At 47.6% G+C, this 20279-nt stretch carries 15 protein-coding genes; 12 read left to right on the forward strand and 3 right to left on the reverse strand.

Annotation, left to right across the window (positions count from 1 at the left end; translation table 11 throughout):
- The first annotated feature begins 41 nt into the window (after window positions 1-41).
- Complete coding sequence (locus tag H8K52_RS07595; RefSeq protein ID WP_186922297.1) at window positions 42-785, forward strand: helix-turn-helix domain-containing protein; 744 nt, start codon at window positions 42-44, stop codon at window positions 783-785.
- Window positions 786-1119: 334 nt separating this feature from the next.
- On the opposite strand, the gene H8K52_RS07600 is transcribed toward H8K52_RS07595, so the two are convergent.
- Together H8K52_RS07600 and H8K52_RS07605 are read right to left on the reverse strand one after the other, a co-directional pair.
- Window positions 1120-2331, reverse strand: coding sequence for an exonuclease/endonuclease/phosphatase family protein (locus tag H8K52_RS07600; RefSeq protein ID WP_186922298.1), 1212 nt, complete (start codon window positions 2329-2331; stop codon window positions 1120-1122).
- A gap of 114 nt (window positions 2332-2445) precedes the next feature.
- Complete coding sequence (locus H8K52_RS07605) at window positions 2446-2910, reverse strand: FKBP-type peptidyl-prolyl cis-trans isomerase (RefSeq protein ID WP_186922299.1); 465 nt, start codon at window positions 2908-2910, stop codon at window positions 2446-2448.
- Window positions 2911-3176: 266 nt separating this feature from the next.
- Here H8K52_RS07605 and H8K52_RS07610 point away from each other — a divergent pair, with 266 nt between their 5' ends.
- The 3 genes from H8K52_RS07610 (at window position 3177) to H8K52_RS07620 (ending at window position 9192) form a co-directional block, all read left to right on the forward strand.
- Window positions 3177-4865 carry a DUF1800 domain-containing protein gene (locus tag H8K52_RS07610; RefSeq protein WP_186922300.1) on the forward strand — a complete coding sequence of 563 codons (1689 nt, stop codon included), beginning with the start codon at window positions 3177-3179 and terminating at the stop codon, window positions 4863-4865.
- Window positions 4862-6217 (forward strand): DUF1501 domain-containing protein, encoded by a 1356-nt coding sequence (locus tag H8K52_RS07615; protein ID WP_186922301.1) that lies wholly within the window; start codon window positions 4862-4864, stop codon window positions 6215-6217. Before H8K52_RS07610 ends, H8K52_RS07615 begins: the two co-directional genes overlap by 4 nt.
- Window positions 6218-6336: 119 nt before the next feature.
- Window positions 6337-9192, forward strand: a complete 2856-nt coding sequence (locus H8K52_RS07620; RefSeq protein WP_186922302.1) for a DUF4214 domain-containing protein — start codon at window positions 6337-6339, stop codon at window positions 9190-9192.
- 184 nt (window positions 9193-9376) lie between these two features.
- On the opposite strand, the gene H8K52_RS07625 is transcribed toward H8K52_RS07620, so the two are convergent.
- Complete coding sequence (locus H8K52_RS07625; RefSeq protein WP_186922303.1) at window positions 9377-9853, reverse strand: nuclear transport factor 2 family protein; 477 nt, start codon at window positions 9851-9853, stop codon at window positions 9377-9379.
- Window positions 9854-10162: 309 nt separating this feature from the next.
- Here H8K52_RS07625 and H8K52_RS07630 point away from each other — a divergent pair, with 309 nt between their 5' ends.
- The 8 genes from H8K52_RS07630 (at window position 10163) to H8K52_RS07665 (ending at window position 20197) form a co-directional block, all read left to right on the forward strand.
- The gene (locus H8K52_RS07630) at window positions 10163-11434 is read left to right on the forward strand and encodes an alpha/beta fold hydrolase (RefSeq protein ID WP_186922304.1); all 1272 of its coding nucleotides are present in this window, start codon (window positions 10163-10165) and stop codon (window positions 11432-11434) included.
- Between the two features lie 74 nt (window positions 11435-11508).
- The gene (locus H8K52_RS07635; protein ID WP_186922305.1) at window positions 11509-11901 is read left to right on the forward strand and encodes a BlaI/MecI/CopY family transcriptional regulator; all 393 of its coding nucleotides are present in this window, start codon (window positions 11509-11511) and stop codon (window positions 11899-11901) included.
- Entirely contained in the window at window positions 11901-13511 is a 1611-nt protein-coding gene (locus tag H8K52_RS07640; protein ID WP_186922306.1) for a M56 family metallopeptidase, read from the forward strand. The genes H8K52_RS07635 and H8K52_RS07640 overlap by 1 nt, the downstream gene beginning before the upstream one ends.
- Window positions 13512-13635: 124 nt before the next feature.
- The gene (locus H8K52_RS07645) at window positions 13636-14226 is read left to right on the forward strand and encodes a dienelactone hydrolase family protein (RefSeq protein ID WP_186922307.1); all 591 of its coding nucleotides are present in this window, start codon (window positions 13636-13638) and stop codon (window positions 14224-14226) included.
- A gap of 424 nt (window positions 14227-14650) precedes the next feature.
- A complete protein-coding gene (locus H8K52_RS07650) occupies window positions 14651-17647 on the forward strand; it encodes a tetratricopeptide repeat protein (protein ID WP_186922308.1) in 2997 nt (998 codons plus the stop codon).
- 316 nt (window positions 17648-17963) lie between these two features.
- A complete protein-coding gene (locus H8K52_RS07655) occupies window positions 17964-18425 on the forward strand; it encodes a MarR family winged helix-turn-helix transcriptional regulator (RefSeq protein WP_186922309.1) in 462 nt (153 codons plus the stop codon).
- Window positions 18426-18741: 316 nt separating this feature from the next.
- Window positions 18742-19164: an organic hydroperoxide resistance protein gene (locus H8K52_RS07660; RefSeq protein WP_186922310.1), complete on the forward strand. Its 423-nt coding sequence runs from the start codon at window positions 18742-18744 to the stop codon at window positions 19162-19164.
- A 208-nt stretch (window positions 19165-19372) separates the two neighbouring features.
- Complete coding sequence (locus H8K52_RS07665; protein WP_186922311.1) at window positions 19373-20197, forward strand: alpha/beta hydrolase; 825 nt, start codon at window positions 19373-19375, stop codon at window positions 20195-20197.
- Window positions 20198-20279: the final 82 nt, after the last annotated feature.

Genomic DNA, 20279 nt, shown 5'->3' on the forward strand with positions numbered 1-20279 from the left:
TGCTACAGTAGCCAAACTCTTGCCAACCAGCGAAACCTGCCATGACAGAAATCACTCAACTACTCAACACCATCAAATATCAGCTCAAACAACAGGCGAAAACCTACCGCGACGTGGCAGCGGCTTTAGATTTGTCGGAAGCTAGTATCAAGCGCATGTTTAGCGATAGCAGTGATGCGCCGATCACCCTCGATCGTATCGTGGAGATCAGCCATTTTTTGGGATTTAGTCTGGCGGAATTAGCACAAGAGGCGAGTTTGTCGAACGCTAAACTCACCACCTTGACGACAGCACAAGAAAAAGAACTAGTCTCAGACAGCGTGCTGCTGATGGTCGCGGTGTGCGCTGTCAATCACTGGAGTATGGCGGATATTCTCAGCATTTATAAATTAACTGAAACCGAATGTTTAAAGCACTTACTCAAGCTAGATCAATTGCGCCTCATCACATTATTACCCGGCAACCGCATACGCTTAAATATCAGCCGTGATTTTGATTGGCTACCCGGCGGCCCGATACGAGATTACTTCCGCAAGGAAGGCATGCCTGACTTTCTCAATTCGCGCTTTCATCACGAGATGGAAAACTTCACTTTCAGCCACGGCATGCTGACCGAAGAAGCCAGCAATAAATTGCAAACTGAACTACGACAACTCAAGCGAAAATTCGCCGAACTACATGCGGAGAGTCTGCAATCACCGCTCAAGAAACGACATGGTATCGGCGTATTGATGGCAATGCGTCCTTGGGAACCAATCAGTTTTTCTAAGCTCAGAAAAAACTAATCAGCTCCCAAACTAAACTAAGCTAAGCTAGATCAGAAAGATCGCTGCGGAACCGTAGCGATCGGTCGAAGTTTGAACCCAGATTTTCCATTAGGCGCGTCTTCGACGCTATTTGAGCGCTGGCGGCGCATTTTCGGTCATTTTTTTCGTTCTTCGTTGAAAATAGCTAGCTATTTTCGCCTCATTCACGTAAAAACTGCCTCGAAAAGTGCATCCACCATCACCTCAAATCCTAATGGAAATTCTGGGTTGAATTGAGGAGCGGACCTGTGCTTGAGCACTTGCTACCACCGGAAATTCAAAATTCGGCCGCACAGTAGCTTGCGCAAAGGTCTCAGAGCTTCATCTTCACGATACGAGGACAGTGATCGCTGGAGATAATCTTCTGCCCTGCTTCTTGAATCACAGGTAATTTAAGCGAGTTAAATCCCTGCGCTTGTTTCGCATGTAATGCAGGGCTAAACAAAATGTGATCTAAACCAACGAAGCCTTTGCACGCAGATCCTTCCGCCAAGGGAATTTGCACCAAGCTTGGCGCACCATCCGAAATCTCTTGCCACATCACACGCGATTTCACTTCACCAAATGATCCCATGCTGTTCGGACTCGCTGGATCAGAGCCATCCAAGCGCACTTCTTTTGCAGGAATATTCGCAGCGGCTTCTTCATCAATACGACGATTAAAATCACCCAAGAGGATAAACAGAGGCGTCTTTGCGGCAACTGCCTCAATCCAATTTTCTAGCGGTGCAATTTGACGATTTAACACCTTGCACGCCGCATCGTTATCGGTCAGCAAACGTGCAGGATAACGTTCTGTGTTGACCAGATTCGCGCAGGACGATTTCAAATGCACATTCAATAGACTCAGTGTTTTTCCTTGTATCGTTAAACTCAACTCCACGCCCGGACGTAAACGACGAATACCTTTCACATCATCGGCTTTTTCTTTGATGGCTAAAGAATCTTCATTCTTACAAACGACCGGCTTTTTGCTTAACGATTTTTTCCAAGCAAACCCAACCGTTTGAAACGCATTGTGTTCAGCCACACAAGACTCAAAATCTGCTGCATGTTTGCCTAAAATATCTTGAATTGCAGTGCGATTGCTCACCTCTTGAAACGCAAAAATCGAAATTCCCTCTTCGACCACCAGCTTATCGATCGTCGCAGCCAAGCCATTCACTTTTTGCACATACCACTCATTCCCATTTTGCCAATTATTGCTATTGAGTCGATAGGCATTACATGGCGCAACCATCATACTTTTTTCCGGACCGCCAGCAGCAGTTTCAAAATTCGCCTGACATTGCTTGGCACGTTCAACTTCTTCATTCGTTGGGGACTGCGCATTGCGCATGGTTCTGGCGCGGGTTTCACACCAATTCACCTGCGGAGCAGAACAAACTTCGAGATGTTTTTTAAAATCATCCTTACTTCCCATCCACGCCAAATTAAACGAAGCAATACCCACTTCAGCGGCAAAAATCGCGGAGGAACCAAAGCTCAGCGCTAGGGCGATAGCAATCTTATTCATTTTTGACATACGAGACTTTCTATATAAATTACATTCAATATCAATGATCGCGATTAACAAGAATATGCGAATACGCTCATTAATAAGCATTCGGAGACAATGCTTGGATACAAAATACCTGCCCTAGTTCACCGCAATTAACTGGATATCAAATACCAAAGTTGCCGCTGGAGGAATCGGCCCACGTCCACGCGGACCGTACGCCAGATCCGATGGAATAATCAAATTACGATGCCCACCGACTTTCATACCAACCACGCCCTGATCCCAGCCTTTAATCACTTGACCATCACCAAGCTGAAAACTAAATGGCGTGCCACGTGTTACCGAACTATCAAATTGCTCACCACGTTGTCCAGGAGCTTTTGCGTCATACAACCAACCTGTGTAATGCACGGTCACCTGCTTACCTGACTCGGCGACAACACCAGTACCAACGACCAAATCAGTGCTCTGCATCGCTGCAACGCTATTGGCAGAATTGACCGCTTCAGTCGGACGATTACAAGCACTTAAGCCTAAGCTCAAACTCAGAATTAAACTTACGGCAGAAATCTTGGGAACGAAGGTGAAAAATTGGCGATGCATGACTATCCTTGTAGTTGTTTCGCTAAGCACAGCGCTTGAATGAAAGTCGCGATATAGGTGGTTTTCATTTACCACCTAGCACGATCCAAAGATCTGTGGAGTGCGAATAACCACAAAGGAATCCAATCATTGTGAGAAAAATCGTAAGCCTTAGATTCGCCATTTGCAAATATAAAAGTATAAAAATAATGCCTTGCTTCCATTCGGGAACTGCGCCTAGAATTACAGCGGCATCACGAGGGTGCATCAAACAGAGGAGCTCAATCTTGGCTAAAAAACCATTACTAAAGACAGTTGGCACTTGTGCTTTAATTTGCGCGACCTTTCTAGGCTGTGGTCGATCCGACACCACCAACGACGATGTCCGCCATAACTCAACAGGCCAAGTCAGCAATCAAGCTAAAGCCAACATTAGCTACTACGCTGCTGCCCGCTTTGCCGAACAGGTAAGCTTCGGCGCGACACCCGAGTTGATTGAAGAGATTCAAAAATTAGGTTTTGAAGGATGGATTGATGCGCAGTTTGCATTACCTGCCACGACCGGTTCGATGCCACGCGACATCATGATTGCCACTAGCGATGTCACTGAGAAAATGCGCATAGAACAAAAACAAGGCGTATTTCGAGCTGATAATTTTTGGAGCACCGCTCTTACCGCACCAGATCAACTCCGTCAACGGGTTGCATGGTCGATTTTTCAATATATCCCAGTTAGTCAAGGTGCGGTAAATGGTAGCCTTGAGTATTACAATATGTTGAGAAAAAATGCTTTTGGCAACTATGTGGATCTTTTACGTGATGTGACCATCCATCCAGCGATGGGGGTCTATCTAAATAATGAACAGAATCGACCTAATTCACCCGAGTGCTTAGGTTGTACGCCTAATGAAAACTACGCGCGCGAGCTGATGCAGTTATTTTCAGTCGGTGTTGTGCAGCTCAATGCAGACGGTACGACCGTCCGTGATGCCCAGAGAAAAGTCAAAGAAACCTATACACAAAAAGATGTCGAGGAACTGGCACGTGCTCTCACTGGATGGACTGCTCCGCCAAACACAACAGGATTATCTGGTCAATATTGGCCGCATTTTAATCAACCCATGGTCCCCGAATCTCAAGCTTTTTTGCATGATAGCGGACAAAAAACAGTCATGGGCAATGTACTAAAAGCTGGCATGAGCGCCCCAGAAGAGTTGAATGCAGTCGTCGCGATGTTGATGAAACATCAAAATGTAGCCCCCTTCGTTAGCTTGCGTTTAATCCAGCATTTGGTCATGAGTAATCCAAGCCCACAATATTTGTCGCGTATTTCGGCCAAATTCCAGAACAACGGCAAAGGTGTTGCTGGCGATCTACGGGCTGTGGTGAAAGCAATTTTGCTGGATCCTGAGGCGCGTATTGCAGATCAGATCAATGTTGGAGACAAAAATAATGGAAAGCTACGTGAACCTATTCTGTGGCAAACCGCTGTCTACCGTGGCATGGGATGCAAACGCATGACACATGGCATTTGGCAGGGAATTGAATATGTAGATGGCGTATCAAATCAAGATCCTGTCAACATACCTAGTATATTTTCCTTCTACCAAGCTACTGATCTGGCACCTGGAAGTAACTTGCTGGCACCTGAACAAAAATTATTGAATACCGTGGCATTTACCGACCGTCTAGGTACCTTGAACTGGCGCTTTGCAGATCCCAACAATCCAACATATCAGGAAAATTTAAGCAAAACAGCATGTAATATGAATGAATTGAGTATGGCTTTCAAAGCATCGCCAAGTGCTTACTTAGATCTGGTAAGTAAGCGCTGGTTTCGAGGGGCAATGCCGACAACTTTACGTAACAACTTGCTGTCTTTGATTCAAGGAGATAGCTGGGGCACTCCCGAGCAAAGAGCTTTATCAGTGCTGCAATTTGCCTTGACCAGTCCGTCTTTTGGAGTCATAAAATGAGTCGCCGACACTTTCTTAAATCGATAGGTGCCCCCCTCGTAGCAAGTTTAGGAGGTAGCAGTTTGCTTGCCAGTTTTAATGATAGCGAGGCAGCGATAGGCGACGACTATAAAGCTTTAGTCTGTCTTTTTTTGAATGGTGGCAATGACGGAAACAACACATTGATCCCCACAGATGGCGGCTACAACGACTACAGACAATCACGTCCTGTTTTGGCACTACCAAAAGAATCGCTCATCAATCTCACGGCGAAAAGCGGCGGACGTTCCTTTGCCTTACACCCAGGTCTTGCGCCGCTTGCCGCTCTTTATAACCGTCAACGATTGTCATGGATCGCCAACATTGGTCCCCTGATTGTGCCAGCGACGGGACAACAGGTGATTGACCATGCTGTTGCTGTTCCACCGTTTTTGATGTCACATAATGATCAGACTGCTGTGCAACAAGGCTGGGGCGGTGATGCCGACCAGAGTGGTTGGGCAGGTCGCGGATTGGAATTGTTTTCTTCAAGTCTACGCAACCAACTCAATGCTGTATCGATGACCCAAGATCGCACTTTGATTTTAGGTAAAAATGCTCAAACGTCTTTCATGTCAGCGAATGGCGCCCGATATTGGGGGCGCGCAGATTTAGCCGCACCTCAAAGTTTTTGGTCGCAAGCACTGAACAATATGGCTCAATTACAGTTCGCGAATCCTTACGAAAAAGAATACGCGCGCACCTTTGGGAACAGTGTGACTGAAGCGACGATATTAACTCAAGTTTTTCTCAAAGCAAAAGCTCCATCTGGTAATTTTTCTAGCGACGAATTAGCCGCTAACCTAAGGTCACTTGCAAGTGCGTTGCCCGTTTTCAAAAGTATGGGATACCGTCGGCAAATATTCCTGGTGCAGTGGGGCGGCTTCGACACACACTATGAACAACGTGGCAACGCTGCACGTACTCAGGATGCGCAATTAGCGATACTTGGCAAGGCAGTAGCGGCCTTTGACGATTCCATCGTCGCGGCAGGGATGGACAGGGACGTAACGACTTTCATGATGAGTGATTTTGGACGTACATTGCGTCCAGCCTCCGGTGAGGGCTCAGATCATGCTTGGGGTAATCATTGGTTCGTATTGGGAGGAGCGGTTGCTGGTGGGCAGGTGCATGGACAATTTCCATCCTTAGTTCTGGGTAGCGCTGATGATGGAGATCCTGGCCGCGGTGGACGACATGTTCCATCCACTAGTACGGATCAACTTGGCGCTAGCCTGATGCAATGGATGGGCTTACCGACAACTCAGTTTCACAATGTCTTTCCAAATTTAGTCAATTTTTCACAAAAGACGATCAATATTTTTAAAGCATAGCATCAGCACTTTCTCTATTTTGAGTGCCGGCTCGCATTTGATTACCAAAGCATTTTAGGTATTACATAGTTGCCGACGATCCTTTCTAAATCTCATCTCGTCTCAAATAGGACATAGGTATGCCAGATATTCATTTAACCAAAGGCAACGATGATTTCACTCAGTCCCTCAGTAACAGGGATCGGGACGGTAATATTTTTGGTGAAGAAGGCAATGACATACTTCGTAGCTACGGTGGTAATGTCATTGGCGGCCCCGGCGACGATACGATTCAAAAAATTTCCATACCAAACGAATCTTGGCGGCAAGTGATTGCAGCCTATTGGGATGGCGCGCCTGGGAAAGTCGTTGTCGAATTACAAGCTGGTTGGGCGCTTGATGGCTGGGGTGGCAGAGACACCTTAATTGGCGTTGAATCAGCAGCAGGGACTTGGAATGAGAACGAATTTTATGGCACGAATAACGAGAATAAATTTTATGTGGGTGGCGGAAAAAACCTAGTCGATGGACGCGGTGGTGATGATTATGTCAGCTTGCCATGGTTTTCCAGTACGGCACCAAGCTGGAGTGACTTCAAGTTTAAAATCAGTGCGGACGCCACTAGTGCTGTGATAACCATGCCTGGACGTGATGACTTCATTGTCAACATGAAGAACGTCGAATATTTAGTACTGTGGGATGGGCAAAGAGAGACACAGCGATCACTTACTGAGTTTATCAATCTTCCTGATTTAGCGACAGAGGGCCTAATTCAAGGCCTCAATAACCGCTGGAATGTCAATACAGGCGTTGGAACACCCGTTGAAGTCAGCTTTAGCTTTGTACAAAAGGCGCCGACAACCGGAGTTGGTAGTTCACAGTTTCGCGCTTTTACGGCAGAAGAACAAACGGCTGTCAGAAAAATTCTATTGCAACTGAGTAGCTTCACCGGACTTACTTTTAAAGAAATAGACGAGAATACTTCAGCCTTTGGCGACATACGATTTGGTGTCAGTCAACAACTAAACAGCAAAGGCAGTACTAATTTTCCTGGTGAAAGTGGTACAGCTGCTGGTGATATTTGGATGGACGTCGAATCCATGTTAAATCTTGCCTCAGGATCGGAAGGCTATGCCGCATTGCTACATGAAATTGGTCACGCACTTGGCTTAAGGCACACTAGAAATATCGATCCCAGCGACCAATATGCTCAACAGATACTGAGTAGCTATGATTTGACAAGCTACACAGTAATGTCACAAACACTGTCGGCTGATGGTCTGTTTCCGTCTACATGGGGAGCATTGGATGTCGCTGCAATGCGATACCTTTATGGCACAAAGAACGTAAACAGCGGGAATAACGTTCATACTCTCAATAATTCTCTAGGTGGATATCAGTCTAGTATTATCGACGACGATGGAGTCGATACCATCGATACAAGGCAAGCGACGGTCGGCGTCAGCCTTGATCTGGTTCCTGGTCATTTAAGTAGTTTTGGTGTAACCACAAACGGCACTCCCGCAATCAACAACATATCCATCGCTGATAATACTTTTATCGAAAATGTAATTGGCTCAAACTTTGATGATTACTTGATGGGTAACGAATTAGGTAATCAAATCACTGGTGGCACAGGTAATGACTGGATTGATGGTGCGGGAGGGAATGATACGGCGATCTTTGAGGGAGTAAGAAGTGATTACTTTCTAAAAGCTGCTTTTGGTAAAACTTTTGTTACAAGCCGCGATGGTTCTAGCGGATTTGATACTTTGCTCAATGTTGAGACTTTAACATTTCGTGATCAAACAATTCATTTGGGACAAGCGGCCTTTGGCTCGGATTTGGAAATATCGGTCGATCTAGGCTCCTCTGTGTCAAGCACGCTTCCAGCGGCAACAGACCTCAGTATTGTTGATTCTCAATATAAAGTCCAAAGTCTACCTCGCTTCGGTGGTTTAGAACTCAAGTCAAATGGAGAGTTCACCTACACACCACAAGATATCTCTGCATCGTCAGATAGCTTTTCTTATAGCTTGAGTGACGATAAAGGCAACATCAACTTCTACACTGTGTTTGTACAAATTTTAGAACTTACAAAAACAGTCAGTGGTAGCCCAGAGAGAGACCAAATTACGGCTAGTCGATATAGCGACTACATCAGCGCATTCGGTGGTGACGATACCATTGACGGAGGCGCTGGAAACGACTCGATCGATGGTGGCGGTGGCAATGATGTGATCAATGGTGGAGCTAATAACGACAGCGCAATATACACCGGCAAACTATCAAATTACAGCGTAACTAAAAATGGCAGTCAATACACAGTGCACGCAAAAACAGGGACAGATGGCACGGATATAGTCAGCAATGTCGAAACTCTCAGATTCGCTGACATGACAGTCAACCTCTCAGTGCAACAGATCGCCGCCAGTGCGCCACAGGCCAACGTGCAGCGCTTAATGGAACTGTACGTCGCCTTCTTTAATCGAGTCCCTGATGCGGAAGGTCTTGCTTATTGGATAGGCGAAATGCAAGGTGGACAATCGATCAGCCAAATCGCCGACTCTTTTTACAACGCTGGGGTTCAATACCCCGTGTTGACAGGATTTTCAGCGACCATGTCCAATACCGACTTTATCAATGTCATTTACAAAAACGTCTTAGGTAGGATCGATGGCGCGGATGCTGGCGGACTAAAATATTGGAATGAGCAATTGACAGGCGGTCAAGCATCACGTGGAAGTTTGGTCTCTGAAATCCTTAATTCTGCCCATGATTTCAAAGGCCATGCAACCCTAGGTTGGGTGCCAGAACTTCTCGATAACAAGATCATCGTTGCCAAGACTTTTGCAATCGATTGGGGATTGGGCTACGCAAGTGGTGATGATGCCATTAAACACGGTATGGAGATCGCAGCCGCGGTGACTTTCAACGACACGAGTGCCGCGTTAAAGTTAATCGGCATTGCTTCTGGAGACTTAAGCTTGCTCTGATTTGCAGGCTGAGCTTACTCAAAGCGATCAGCATGAGGGCGGCTCTTCAGACGCATGCAATCATCAACAAAGGCTGCATGGGCATCTGAAAGTCCACCACAGGTGGCAAAATCAACTCACAAACAGGTTCGTGACTTTAGCTAGTCCTCGCATGGCGCGCCAATCCCGGCAATCGACAAGTTGCTTATCGGATTCCCGTGTACTGCGCGGAACAAACTTTCCAGTCTGCCTTTTCTTTACACAGCATGTAACTGGCGCGGATCGAAAATTGGCGAGTTTGTTCACCAGCTTGCATCTTGTAGCGCAATTTGGCGATGACAAGTTTGCCCTCAGCCACATCGCGAAATACCGGCTCCAGGACTTCCACCACTGGTGATTGTTTTTTGTTTTCTATGGCATAAAAACTCAACACCTTGCTTCGTTCATCGACTTCGCCAGCGGGCGAGACTTCGATGTACTGAGAATGCATGATCGCGTCTAAAGTCTTTTGATCAAAATTAGCTTGTGCTTGAACGTGCTTTTGTAGCATGGCGAGTGCCTCATTCGAGGGATATGGCGATCCCGTTTGCGCCGTTGCCATTGCCGTTACGCTTAATAGACTAGCAAAGAGTATTGGCAATGAGGCGATACCACGAGAGAAATACGAATTCTTAAAAGTCATAGTGAATCCTTTCTGATCAAAAACGTCATTACAACGTATCTCGACGTCGCTTGCCTCTGTCTTGCGACGAAACTGAGGATTTTTCGTATCAAATACAAAAATCGGCAGATCGACATTGAACCATCAATTTTTTCGCTTAAAAAACTGGCAGAACTTAAAACCACATGCTACACTTGCAGCATGCTACATAAGTAGCTTGTATTTATTCGGCATACCCAATACGATGCCGCGCAAAGTTGGTCTGACAGGACAAGGTTCGCCAATGTGCTTTTGCGTAAATCCTGAGGCTAATAACAAAAAGGAAATAGGATGAAAAACTTTTTTAACAATGTCGTATTCGCGATTGCGACATTACTGACCATCAATTCGATCGCTCAGGCACAAGACAAAGATGCCTTGGTCGATATCAAAAACGGCAAATTACATGCGGTTGTGACGGGCGACGGCCCTTATACCGTGGTGTTCGAAGCTGGCTTTATCAGCGACCTTAGTGTGTGGCGTAAAGTCGCGCCGACTGTGGCGAAGCAAGCGCAGATTTTGGTGTATTCACGGGCGGGCGTTGGTCAATCGCCGGCGCGTTCACAAGCACTCAATTTGAGTCAGCACACCGAAGAGTTACATCAATTAATCACCGCCCTTGATATCAAAAAACCTTTGATCCTGGTCGGTCATTCATATGGTGGCTGGGTGGTTCGTCAATTCGCCAGCGCCTTTCCGAAACAGGTAGCGGGTTTGGTCTTGGTAGATCCAGCCAATGAAACTTTAGAAATCGAATTGAAAAAAATCGATGCCGCCAAAGTCGCACAAGATCAACAACGCTTAGCGGGCATGGCGCCACCATCTGCTAAGGCCGATCTGGCTTTGGTGCAAGCGATTTTTGATCAAGGAAAACTACCGAATCCAGCAGCCCTGCCAAATGTAACGATGGCGATTCTGAGCTCGGTACAAGAATTCAAAAACAATCCATTTTTCCAAGAAACCGCTGTCGCTCTGCAAGTAAAGCGCGATCTACACAGCAAGCTCGCACAACAGTTTTCTAATGCGACTCATGTGGTGACGAATCGTAGTGGTCATCACATCCAAAACGATGAACCGCATTTGGTCATTAATGCGATTGAACAAATCATCTCAGGCTTGAACATCGAAGCGCAAAAAGTCGCCCGTCAACAAGCTAAACAACAAGCGCGTCAAGCGGTGATGACAGCATTAGGACAAGCAGGAACAGAGCTGCAAAATCAGCAAAGTGACGCAGCTAAAGGCACCGTGTTTGCGGCATTAAAGGCTTCACAGTTTTCTGAAGCAGAGATCAATCAGTTAGGATTTGATGTTATGACCAAAGGTAAGCAATCGGTCATGGCTGAATTGATCTTCCGCTTTAATGTTGAACAGTTTGCGCAATCCGACAATGTCTATGACAGCCATGGTGAAGCTTTGTTAGAATTAGGCCGTTTCGCAGAAGCCAAAACCCAATTCGCCAAAGCGATTATGCTGGCACAGGCCAATCCACAACGTAGCCCAAAAACGATCAAAGGCTATCAAGATAATTTAGCCAAGGCCGAGCAAGCTTTGTCGAAAAAGTGATTCGGAAGAAACCGAGCGTCAGTTTTGAAACTAACGCCTTTCATTCCACTACAACGCAACGCAATTAAACACCTATGACTACAGAAAAAATCGGATTAGAAGATCTGCCTTGGCGGGAACGGCAAGTGGTTGAAGTGATTTATCGTCTGCAAGAAGCGACCGCAGCGCAAATTCAGGAACAATTGGAAGAACCGCCAAGTAACTCAGCGATACGCGCTATGCTAAGTCGCCTAGAAGAAAAAGGGGTGCTGACGCATAGAGAAGAAGGACAACGCTATTTTTATAAAGCGGTGGAGGCGAAAAACAAAGTCGCCGACTCCGCATTAAAGAAATTAGTCGGCGTTTTTTTTAACGACTCACCAGCCAGCGCCGCCACCGCCCTACTCGGCATGTCGGAAAAACTCAGCAGCGCCGACATCGATCAATTGCAAGCCTTAATTGATAAAGCGAAGAAAGAAGGACGCTAATGCCACTTGCAGATGCATGGGATATGCTCGATCTGATCAGTGTCATCATCAAGATCAGCGTGATTCTAATGGCTCTGCTTTTGGTGCTCAGTTTATGCAAACGGCAATCGGCTAGCCGCAAAGTGCTAGCCGGACAGCTCAGCATACTGGCCTTACTTGGTTTGCCTATGTTATGGTGGCTATTACCCTCAGCGCCACTAAGCTTACCACTGGCTATCTCTGCCATTAGTGATGCGCCTTTGCAGCTACCTGATCTGCCAGGAATTGCCTATATCAGCAACAGCATCAGTCAACAAGAAGAGCCGCATCTGCTCAACTATGTCCTGCTAATGTATGCCGCGATCAGCACATTGTTGTTACTCAAGATAGGCTTTGACATCCTACGTCTTCGGCATTTACTCAAGCACTCTGCACCACTGTCCGCACACCCGACCGCACCACACATTGCAGAACAGTGGACTAGCAAATTACATCAACTACGCGGCCTATATCAGATTGATCGTCCAGTTCAATTGATGTGGACAGCGCGCCTGCGCGCGCCGGTCAGTTGGGGATTGCTGCATCCAGTCATTTTGCTCGACCAAGCAACACTGGTGAAAATCACGGACTCGGATCAAAGCGAAGCTGACGATATCTTGCGCCATGAGCTCGCACATATCGCGCATTTTGATTGGTTAAGCCTGATACTGGCACGCCTCGTTGCTGCCTTGTATTGGTTTCATCCACTGATGTGGCTGATGCTCAAAGACCTGCAATTTAATATGGAGTGTGCTGCCGATGATCGTGTATTAAAAAGTGGTGGCACAGCCTCCGGCTATGCGCAAACCTTACTACAGGTATCGCGACAAGCGGAACAACAGCGAGCAAGTGTCAATGCTTTAGCCGCTAAGGGCAAAAGCCTGATGGCGCGCATCATGGCGATCATAGAACCACACCGTCAACGCACGCCTGTCAGCAAATCAACTTGGCTTATCAGCCTCATCGTCAGCTTGCTGATCCTCCTTCCTTTGGCCGCTATCAGCTTTACTGGTGAACAATTACGCTGGCCATATGCATTATTCGAACAAACCTTACAGATGAATCAAGCCAATCAACATGGCAAAGAACATCTAGCAGGCAACCTCGCCGCAAGCGAATTAGACAAACTCAACAACCCCAATTTCACCGCTCTAGCACAGGCTCTACGCCATGCCGACTTTCAACATCGACACGCCTTAGAAGTCGCTTCCTTCAAACAACGTGCGGCGATCCCAGCTCTGGTATTGGCGCTCCATGATCAGCGTCCGGCAGTGCGTCGTTTAGCGCTATGGGGATTGAGTGAAATGGCGTTTCAGGAAACCTCGGCTGTCATCGCGATTATGTTGAACGACCAAGATCCCTATGTGCGCGCTGAAGCCGCTCGTGCCTTGGGAGATTTTGCGACACGTAATTGGAGTGCGAGAATTGCCGCACTACTACAAGATCCCCACCCCTTCGTCCGAGCTAACGCCGCACACGCACTTGGCGACCTAGCTGATAAACGCAGCTTACCCGCACTACAAAAGAGTTTAAACGAAAGCGATCCACAAGCCTTGGCGGAAATCCGCTGGGCGATTGCTGAAATTCTGTAGATCTGCCCAGGTGTGGTATGAGGGCTCGACACAGAACACCGGGTAAACTTGCATTCCGCGCCCCAACCCGCTAAGCTTCGCGCTCTTTTTTGCTTCACCTCAGCTTTGGCTGATATTCCTCTCAATGTCTGCAACTGTTTTAATCGTCACCGACGTCTTTGGCAACACCCCCGCTATCGCCAGCCTACAACGCTCTCTCGGCCAATCGTGCATCGTGGCTTCTCCCTTTGACGATGGCTATTCAGCTAAAAATGAACAAGATGCGTATCAAGCTTTTTTGGCGGCGGGAGGGGTACACACCTATGCAAAAAAACTCCAAGCGATCGTGCAAGAACAAACGCAAATCCGGCATGTGATTGGGTTTAGCGCAGGTGCCAGCGCCTGGTGGTTGAGCAACAACAGTCATCTCAATGATCTGCACAGCACCACTCTGTTTTACGGTTCACGTATCCGCGATCATTTAGATATCAAATGTCAGCACCCAACACATTTGATTTTTGCCGAACATGAAAATGCCTACCAACCTCAGCAAGTGGTCAAGGCACTACGTCAACGTGGATATGAAGCCGAATTGGCGATCGGTTGCAAACATGGCTTTATGAATCCATATTCATCGGGTTTTTCTTTGAAAACCCAAACCCATTATTTGGAAGTCTTGGCACGCAAGATAGCGCAAAAGCACGAGCCAGCAATACCGCTGGCATTTGGTACCTAAATTCTAGTGGCCACTTAGACGCAAAATCACAATCACTGAGCAATCTCAGCCTGCGTTCTCAGGCTGGATCAACTTAGCCAACTGCGCTAACGATTCTTGCATCTCCAGTTAACATATGTTGGGACCTCGGCACAACTGTAGCGAGCGGTCGAAGTTTGGATCGAGAAGCGCACCTGTGCTAGGGCACAGCGAGCATCGCAGATTCAAAATTCGATCTCGCAGTAGGTTGTGCAGAGGTCTCATGTCGATGAGGATCCTTTCTGCCCCCCTCTTGCTGTATGCTCAAATCGGCGCCACATCACACTCCGAGGATTGTAGACTGTCAACTTGTCCAGCAAAGGTTTATGATGCGATGTACTGATATCGAGTTGGATTTTCTATCTCCGTCCATAGATAACAGCCAATTGACAAAAATGCTCCCGACATGACGACCGCAAGCAATTTCAAAACGATCTTTCAAGACCATCAGGCTGGCAAACTAGCAGAAGCTTTGACTGGTTATTTACGACTACTTGAACAAGAACCCCAGCATGTTGATGCGCTGGTGTCCTTGGCAACCCTGTATTTGCAATTAGGCAAACCGGCAGAAAGTGCGCACTATTTTGAAACCGCTTTGGCCATACAGCCACGTAAATTATTGGCACGACATAATTACGCGCTTTGCCTTAAGCAGCAAAAAAAGTACGACCAAGCCTTAGCGCAATTTGATCTAGCAATCGCCGTCGATCCTCAATATGAGCTTGCCTACAAAAACAAATTTGCTTTACTCGAACAACTAGGTCGTCAAGCAGAACGTCTCGCAGGTTTGCAAGAGGCGCGCCAACTGCTGCCGCACTCACTTGATCTAACTCTGCTCTTAGTCGCGAGTCTGCGCGAAGCCAAGCACGATACACAGGCTTTGCAACATATCGAGCACTTGCTTAGCCTAAAACCAAAGCTGGTCATGGCGCACAATACCCGTGGCAATATTTTATTGGATCTAGGACGTGCCGATGACGCCGTGCAAGCCTATTTACAAGCAATTCAGTTACAAGCCGATTACGCCAAAGCCCACGGCAATCTGGCAATCGCCTATTTATCCTTAGCTAAATATGAACAAGCATTAGCGAGCTTTGACCGTGCCCTACAACTCGATCCTGAGCTACCTGGAATGCGCAATAACCGCGCCAATGCGCTGCAAAATCTGCATCGTTTTGACGAGGCGGTACAAGCCTACGACGAGATCTTGAAGCGCGATCCACGCGACAATATCGCAGCGGCCAATAAAGGCATGCTGTGCTTGCTTCTGGGACGTTTCAAGGAGGGTTGGCCCTTATATGAAGCACGCTGGCAAAATGTTGCGATGTCGGTACACAATGAATTATTCGCCTATCCACTGTGGAATGGACGAGACTCGCTACAAAATAAAATCATCATTGTGCATCCCGAGCAGGGTTATGGTGACACCATCCAATTTAGTCGCTATGCGCGCCTCCTTGCATCACAAGCAGAACAGGTCTATTTGGTCGTCAATCCACCGCTCCACCAATTGATGTTAGACAGCGTCAAGCAGTGGCCTGAATGCCGCAATATCGATGTCATCAGTGCTGGCGCCAAGATACCAGCGTTTCATTATCAATTGCCCTTGCTAAGCGCTCCTAGAGTCTTAAAAACAGAGCTTGATACGATTCCCAATTTTGGCACCTATCTTTTTGCTGACGCCGATTATGTCGCTCGTTGGCAAGCAAGCTTAGGCGAAAAGCGTAAGAGCCGAATCGGTATCGTTTGGGCAGGTTCGGACAAACATAGTAATGACAAGAATCGTAGCGTGCCCTTAAATGATTTACTGAACATATTCCAGCAAGAACTACGCTGCGAGCTTGAATTTCACGCCCTGCAAAAAGATATCAAAGACAGCGATGCCGCACGCTTAAACGATTTTCACATACAAAATCACGCTCAAGAATTAGATAGCTTTAGCGATACGGCCGCCTTGATTATGCAGATGGATTTGGTGATTAGTGTCGATACCTCTGTCGCGCATCTAGCAGCAGCTTTAGGGGTCGCCACCTGGATCTTGTTACCGCATGTTCCAGATTTTCGGTGGTTACTCGGACGTGAAGACAGCCCGTGGTATGACAGTGTAAGGCTATTCAGACAAACCCAGGCACGCGACTGGACTAGTGCTCTGCAGCAGCTAGCACAAGCATGTAATCAGACATTTGCGCCCTCTTCCATCAGCTCGACCGAGCTAGCAGTTAGCCAACTCAATCTCGCCAACGACTTATTACAACAGGGTCATTGGCAGCAGGCCGAGTCTATCTATCGCCAAGAGTTTGTCATCCATGGCGGCAATGCCAAACTACATAACAATTGGGGCGTGGCGCTACAAAAACTACGTCGCTTTGACGAGGCACTAGCCGCCTTTGATTTGGCAATGCAACTCGATGCAACTTATGTCAGCCCCCATCTAAATAAGGCAATGTGTCTGCTCAGCTTAGGCCAGTTTGAAGAAGGGTGGCGACTGTATGAATGGCGCTGGAAAAACGCCCAATGGCATACGTCGCGCCGCGTTTTTTCACAGCCCTTGTGGCTAGGTGAGGAGACCATCGCGGGTAAAAAAATCCTGATTTATGCAGAACAAGGATTGGGTGATACTTTGCAATTTTGCCGCTTCATTGAACAGCTCCAAAGCTTAGGTGCCGACGTCATGCTTGAAGTCCCTGCCGCCTTGCTGGCACTATTGGCTTGTCTGCCGGTGGATGTCTATCTCAGCGGGACGGCGCCGCAGGATTTTGACTACCAATGTCCATTATTGAGTCTGCCATTGGCATTGAAACTACGTGTCGATACGATTCCGCAGCATATTCCCTACTTACAAGCGCCAGAGTCGATACAACAAGCATGGCAAGATAAAATTGCAGCCAATGCTAGTAAACAGGGCACACCACTTCGCAAAAAGATCGGCGTCGTATGGGCCGGCTCGGCGCTGCATAGCAATGATGCCCAGCGCAGCTTATCATTGACGATTTTCAGTAAATTATTTGGGCTAGATGCTGATTTCTATATTTTACAGAAAGACTTAAAGCGCAACGATCGCATCAGCCTAGAAATGATGCAGCGATTTGGCAAACGAATTTTTATTTTGGAATCTGCACTGCTTGATTTCACGGATACTGCCGCTGCGATTAACTGTCTCGATCTAGTGATTGCGGTCGACACCTCGGTCGCTCATTTGACTGGCGCTTTGGGAAAACCGCTGTATCTATTGCTGCCATATGAAGCAGATTTTCGCTGGCTACAATCTCGCCAAGACAGCCCGTGGTATCCAAGCGCACGCCTGTTCCGCCAACAGCAAGTCGGCGATTGGACTGAAGCTATGGCGCAGCTACAGCAACAATTAGCCTTAGATTTAATAGTGGACAATGGCATTCGTATCTAGTGCAGAGCCGACAAGTTAACTCATTTTGTCGGCTCAACAATGTCAATCGAATTGTCATCAATCAAGGCATCATCATCCCAGTCAAATTCGACAAAGATGAATCTCGTGTTTGACTGGCCTGGGTGGTATGCAAAGTAACGACCACCTTGCCCGGTACCGTCTGTTATGAAATTGATCCTAGCATTGCCAGAGAAATGAAACATCACGTATGCGCGCGCTTTGCAGTCAACGCACTGGCTAGCCCTGCAGCGAAACTAGACATTGATAATGTGTGTAGGTGTAGCCATAATGTACCCATTAACAAGGTAAGCCCATCATGAAAAAACATCCCTCTCCTCACGAAGACTATCTGGCGCTCGACAAACAATTTTGCTTTGCCTTGTATTCCGCATCGCTTGCAATGACTAAAACGTACAAGCCCTTGTTAGACGAGCTGGGACTGACATATCCCCAGTATCTGGTAATGTTGGTGCTGTGGAAGCAAGACGATATTCTCGTTAAAGATATTGGCGAGGCGCTCTTCTTAGACTCGGGAACGCTGACGCCTTTGTTAAAGCGTCTTGAAGCAGCGGAAATCATTTCACGCCAACGTGATGCGTCGGATGAACGCCAAGTGCGCGTTCGACTTACGGAAGTAGGACGCAAACTACGCCGAAGCGCCGAAAAAATTCCACGCCAAGTTCTGTGTGCCAGCGGACAAGATGCAGCGCAACTAGCCCAACTGCGTTCAGAGTTGCAGCAGCTGCGGAGCGCGTTACAAAGTACATTATCTGAATAATTGGTCTCGCCTATTCGACAATTAGTTCTATCGATGGGGATGCTTGCAATCGTGGAATCATCTCTAATAAGTACGAGAAACTCGCTTTCCGCTCTCGCATCTTTCGAGGCTTTTACTCCACACAAACACACTAGCCCATCAAGATTTCCTATGACCTCAATAGAAATAAATATTCCTCAATCCAAATAAATAGATTGCACACAATTTAATTGCACACTATTATTCTACTCAAGCCAGTTCTGTTGACAAAACAATCCAGCAGCAAAGGCTCATCAAGACAAACCCATATCGAACCAACAAACAAAAAGGAATTATCATGCAAGCACTTTACACAGCACGCGCAACAGCAACCGGCGGCCGCGAAGGCCGCGCCCATAGCGATGACCAAAAATTGAGCGTGAACTTAAGCACACCAAAAGAACTCGGTGGCGCAGGTGGTGAAGGTACCAATCCTGAACAACTTTTCGCCGCAGGCTATTCCGCCTGCTTTATCGGTGCGATGAAGGTCGTCGCAGGCGCAGCGAAGCAAGCTTTACCTGCCGACACCACGGTCACAGGCGAAGTCGGCATCGGCCCAAATGGCAATGGTGGTTTTGGCCTAAAAGTGCATTTGACGATTACCCTACCAGGATTAGAGCGCAGCGTAGCAGAAGGAATCGTCGCTAAAGCCCATGAAGTCTGCCCTTACTCCAACGCGACTCGTGGCAACATCGAAGTAAATTTAACGCTGGCGGCATAACAAAAAAGGCGCGAGTGATTCAGCAAACAATCGCGCCATGTTCAATGTCGGTCGGGTAGAGCCTACACCGTCAAAGTTTTTCAAAGTGCCAACTAGGATTAGAGCAGTTGCACTTTGAAGCCACTTTTTGATTACGCTATCATCGACACATCCATCCTAGGTCTAGCACTGACGACGATGCGCCCAACCCGCCGATGAAGGAATATCCATGAGCCTAACGCATAAAATTCTACGCAAACCCTTCTTCGGACGATTTGAAGTGCCATGGATTTGGCCAAGCAATAGCCAGCAATCCGATTGGGAACGCGTCAGCTTTCAAAGCGGAAACGGTGCGTATCTACAAGGCTTGTGGGGTGCAGCGGCAAGCGAAACAGGAGATGCGGGCAACGCTAATGCTACCCTCGTGCTAGCGCACCCCATGGGCAAAGCAGCCAAAGGATTTTGGTTGCGCTATGGTCACGCAGATCTATTTCGCCAAGCGGGTTTTAACGTACTGGTGTTTGATGCGAACGGCTTCGGAGAGAGCCAAGGCAAGTCTTTCGACTATCCCGCCGACATACTCGCTGCGGGTATCTGGGCTCAACGACGTCACCCACACTTACCAGTTGGACTCATAGGCGCGTCATTCGGCGCTGCTTGGGGCTTATGTTCTTTAGCACGCGAAGGCAGTCCTTACCAAGCAGCGGTGTTAGAAGCCGCCTTCCCCACCCTGCCTGATTTTTGGAAACACTACCCAGTCGCCAACGCAGCCATCCGCATGTCGCAAGTCGTCTGGCCATCCCTAGAAAGAAATCTCAGACCTGAACGCCAAGCTGCGCTGGTCAAAGGCAATCCTTCGGTGCTACTGATTCATGGCGACGCCGATATTTATACACCACCACACTACGGCGAACGCTTACAACGCGCATTCGGTGCTGCGGCGAAAACGGAGCTGATGATCTTGCCCAGTGTTGATCATACCTTTGCTTATCGGGATGCGGCCGATGCGTATCGAGCGCGGGTGATTCCGTTTCTTAGTGAAGCATTGCGGTGAGCGTAGGCCAAATTTGAAGGGCGGGTACAACCCGCGCCGCCAGAATTTTTAAAATGCCGTAAAGGCAATTTGATCTTGGAAC

This window comes from Affinundibacterium seohonense, from assembly GCF_014284305.1.
Taxonomy (GTDB): Bacteria; Pseudomonadota; Gammaproteobacteria; order Burkholderiales; family Burkholderiaceae_D; genus Undibacterium; species Undibacterium seohonense.

Coding starts and splice junctions, on each gene's coding strand:
- H8K52_RS07595 (WP_186922297.1), top strand. CDS start 42: ATGACAGAAATCACTCAACTACTCAACACCATCAAATATCAGCTCAAA.
- H8K52_RS07600 (WP_186922298.1), bottom strand. CDS start 2,331: ATGTCAAAAATGAATAAGATTGCTATCGCCCTAGCGCTGAGCTTTGGT.
- H8K52_RS07605 (WP_186922299.1), bottom strand. CDS start 2,910: ATGCATCGCCAATTTTTCACCTTCGTTCCCAAGATTTCTGCCGTAAGT.
- H8K52_RS07615 (WP_186922301.1), top strand. CDS start 4,862: ATGAGTCGCCGACACTTTCTTAAATCGATAGGTGCCCCCCTCGTAGCA.
- H8K52_RS07620 (WP_186922302.1), top strand. CDS start 6,337: ATGCCAGATATTCATTTAACCAAAGGCAACGATGATTTCACTCAGTCC.
- H8K52_RS07625 (WP_186922303.1), bottom strand. CDS start 9,853: ATGACTTTTAAGAATTCGTATTTCTCTCGTGGTATCGCCTCATTGCCA.
- H8K52_RS07630 (WP_186922304.1), top strand. CDS start 10,163: ATGAAAAACTTTTTTAACAATGTCGTATTCGCGATTGCGACATTACTG.
- H8K52_RS07635 (WP_186922305.1), top strand. CDS start 11,509: ATGACTACAGAAAAAATCGGATTAGAAGATCTGCCTTGGCGGGAACGG.
- H8K52_RS07640 (WP_186922306.1), top strand. CDS start 11,901: ATGCCACTTGCAGATGCATGGGATATGCTCGATCTGATCAGTGTCATC.
- H8K52_RS07645 (WP_186922307.1), top strand. CDS start 13,636: ATGTCTGCAACTGTTTTAATCGTCACCGACGTCTTTGGCAACACCCCC.
- H8K52_RS07650 (WP_186922308.1), top strand. CDS start 14,651: ATGACGACCGCAAGCAATTTCAAAACGATCTTTCAAGACCATCAGGCT.
- H8K52_RS07655 (WP_186922309.1), top strand. CDS start 17,964: ATGAAAAAACATCCCTCTCCTCACGAAGACTATCTGGCGCTCGACAAA.
- H8K52_RS07660 (WP_186922310.1), top strand. CDS start 18,742: ATGCAAGCACTTTACACAGCACGCGCAACAGCAACCGGCGGCCGCGAA.
- H8K52_RS07665 (WP_186922311.1), top strand. CDS start 19,373: ATGAGCCTAACGCATAAAATTCTACGCAAACCCTTCTTCGGACGATTT.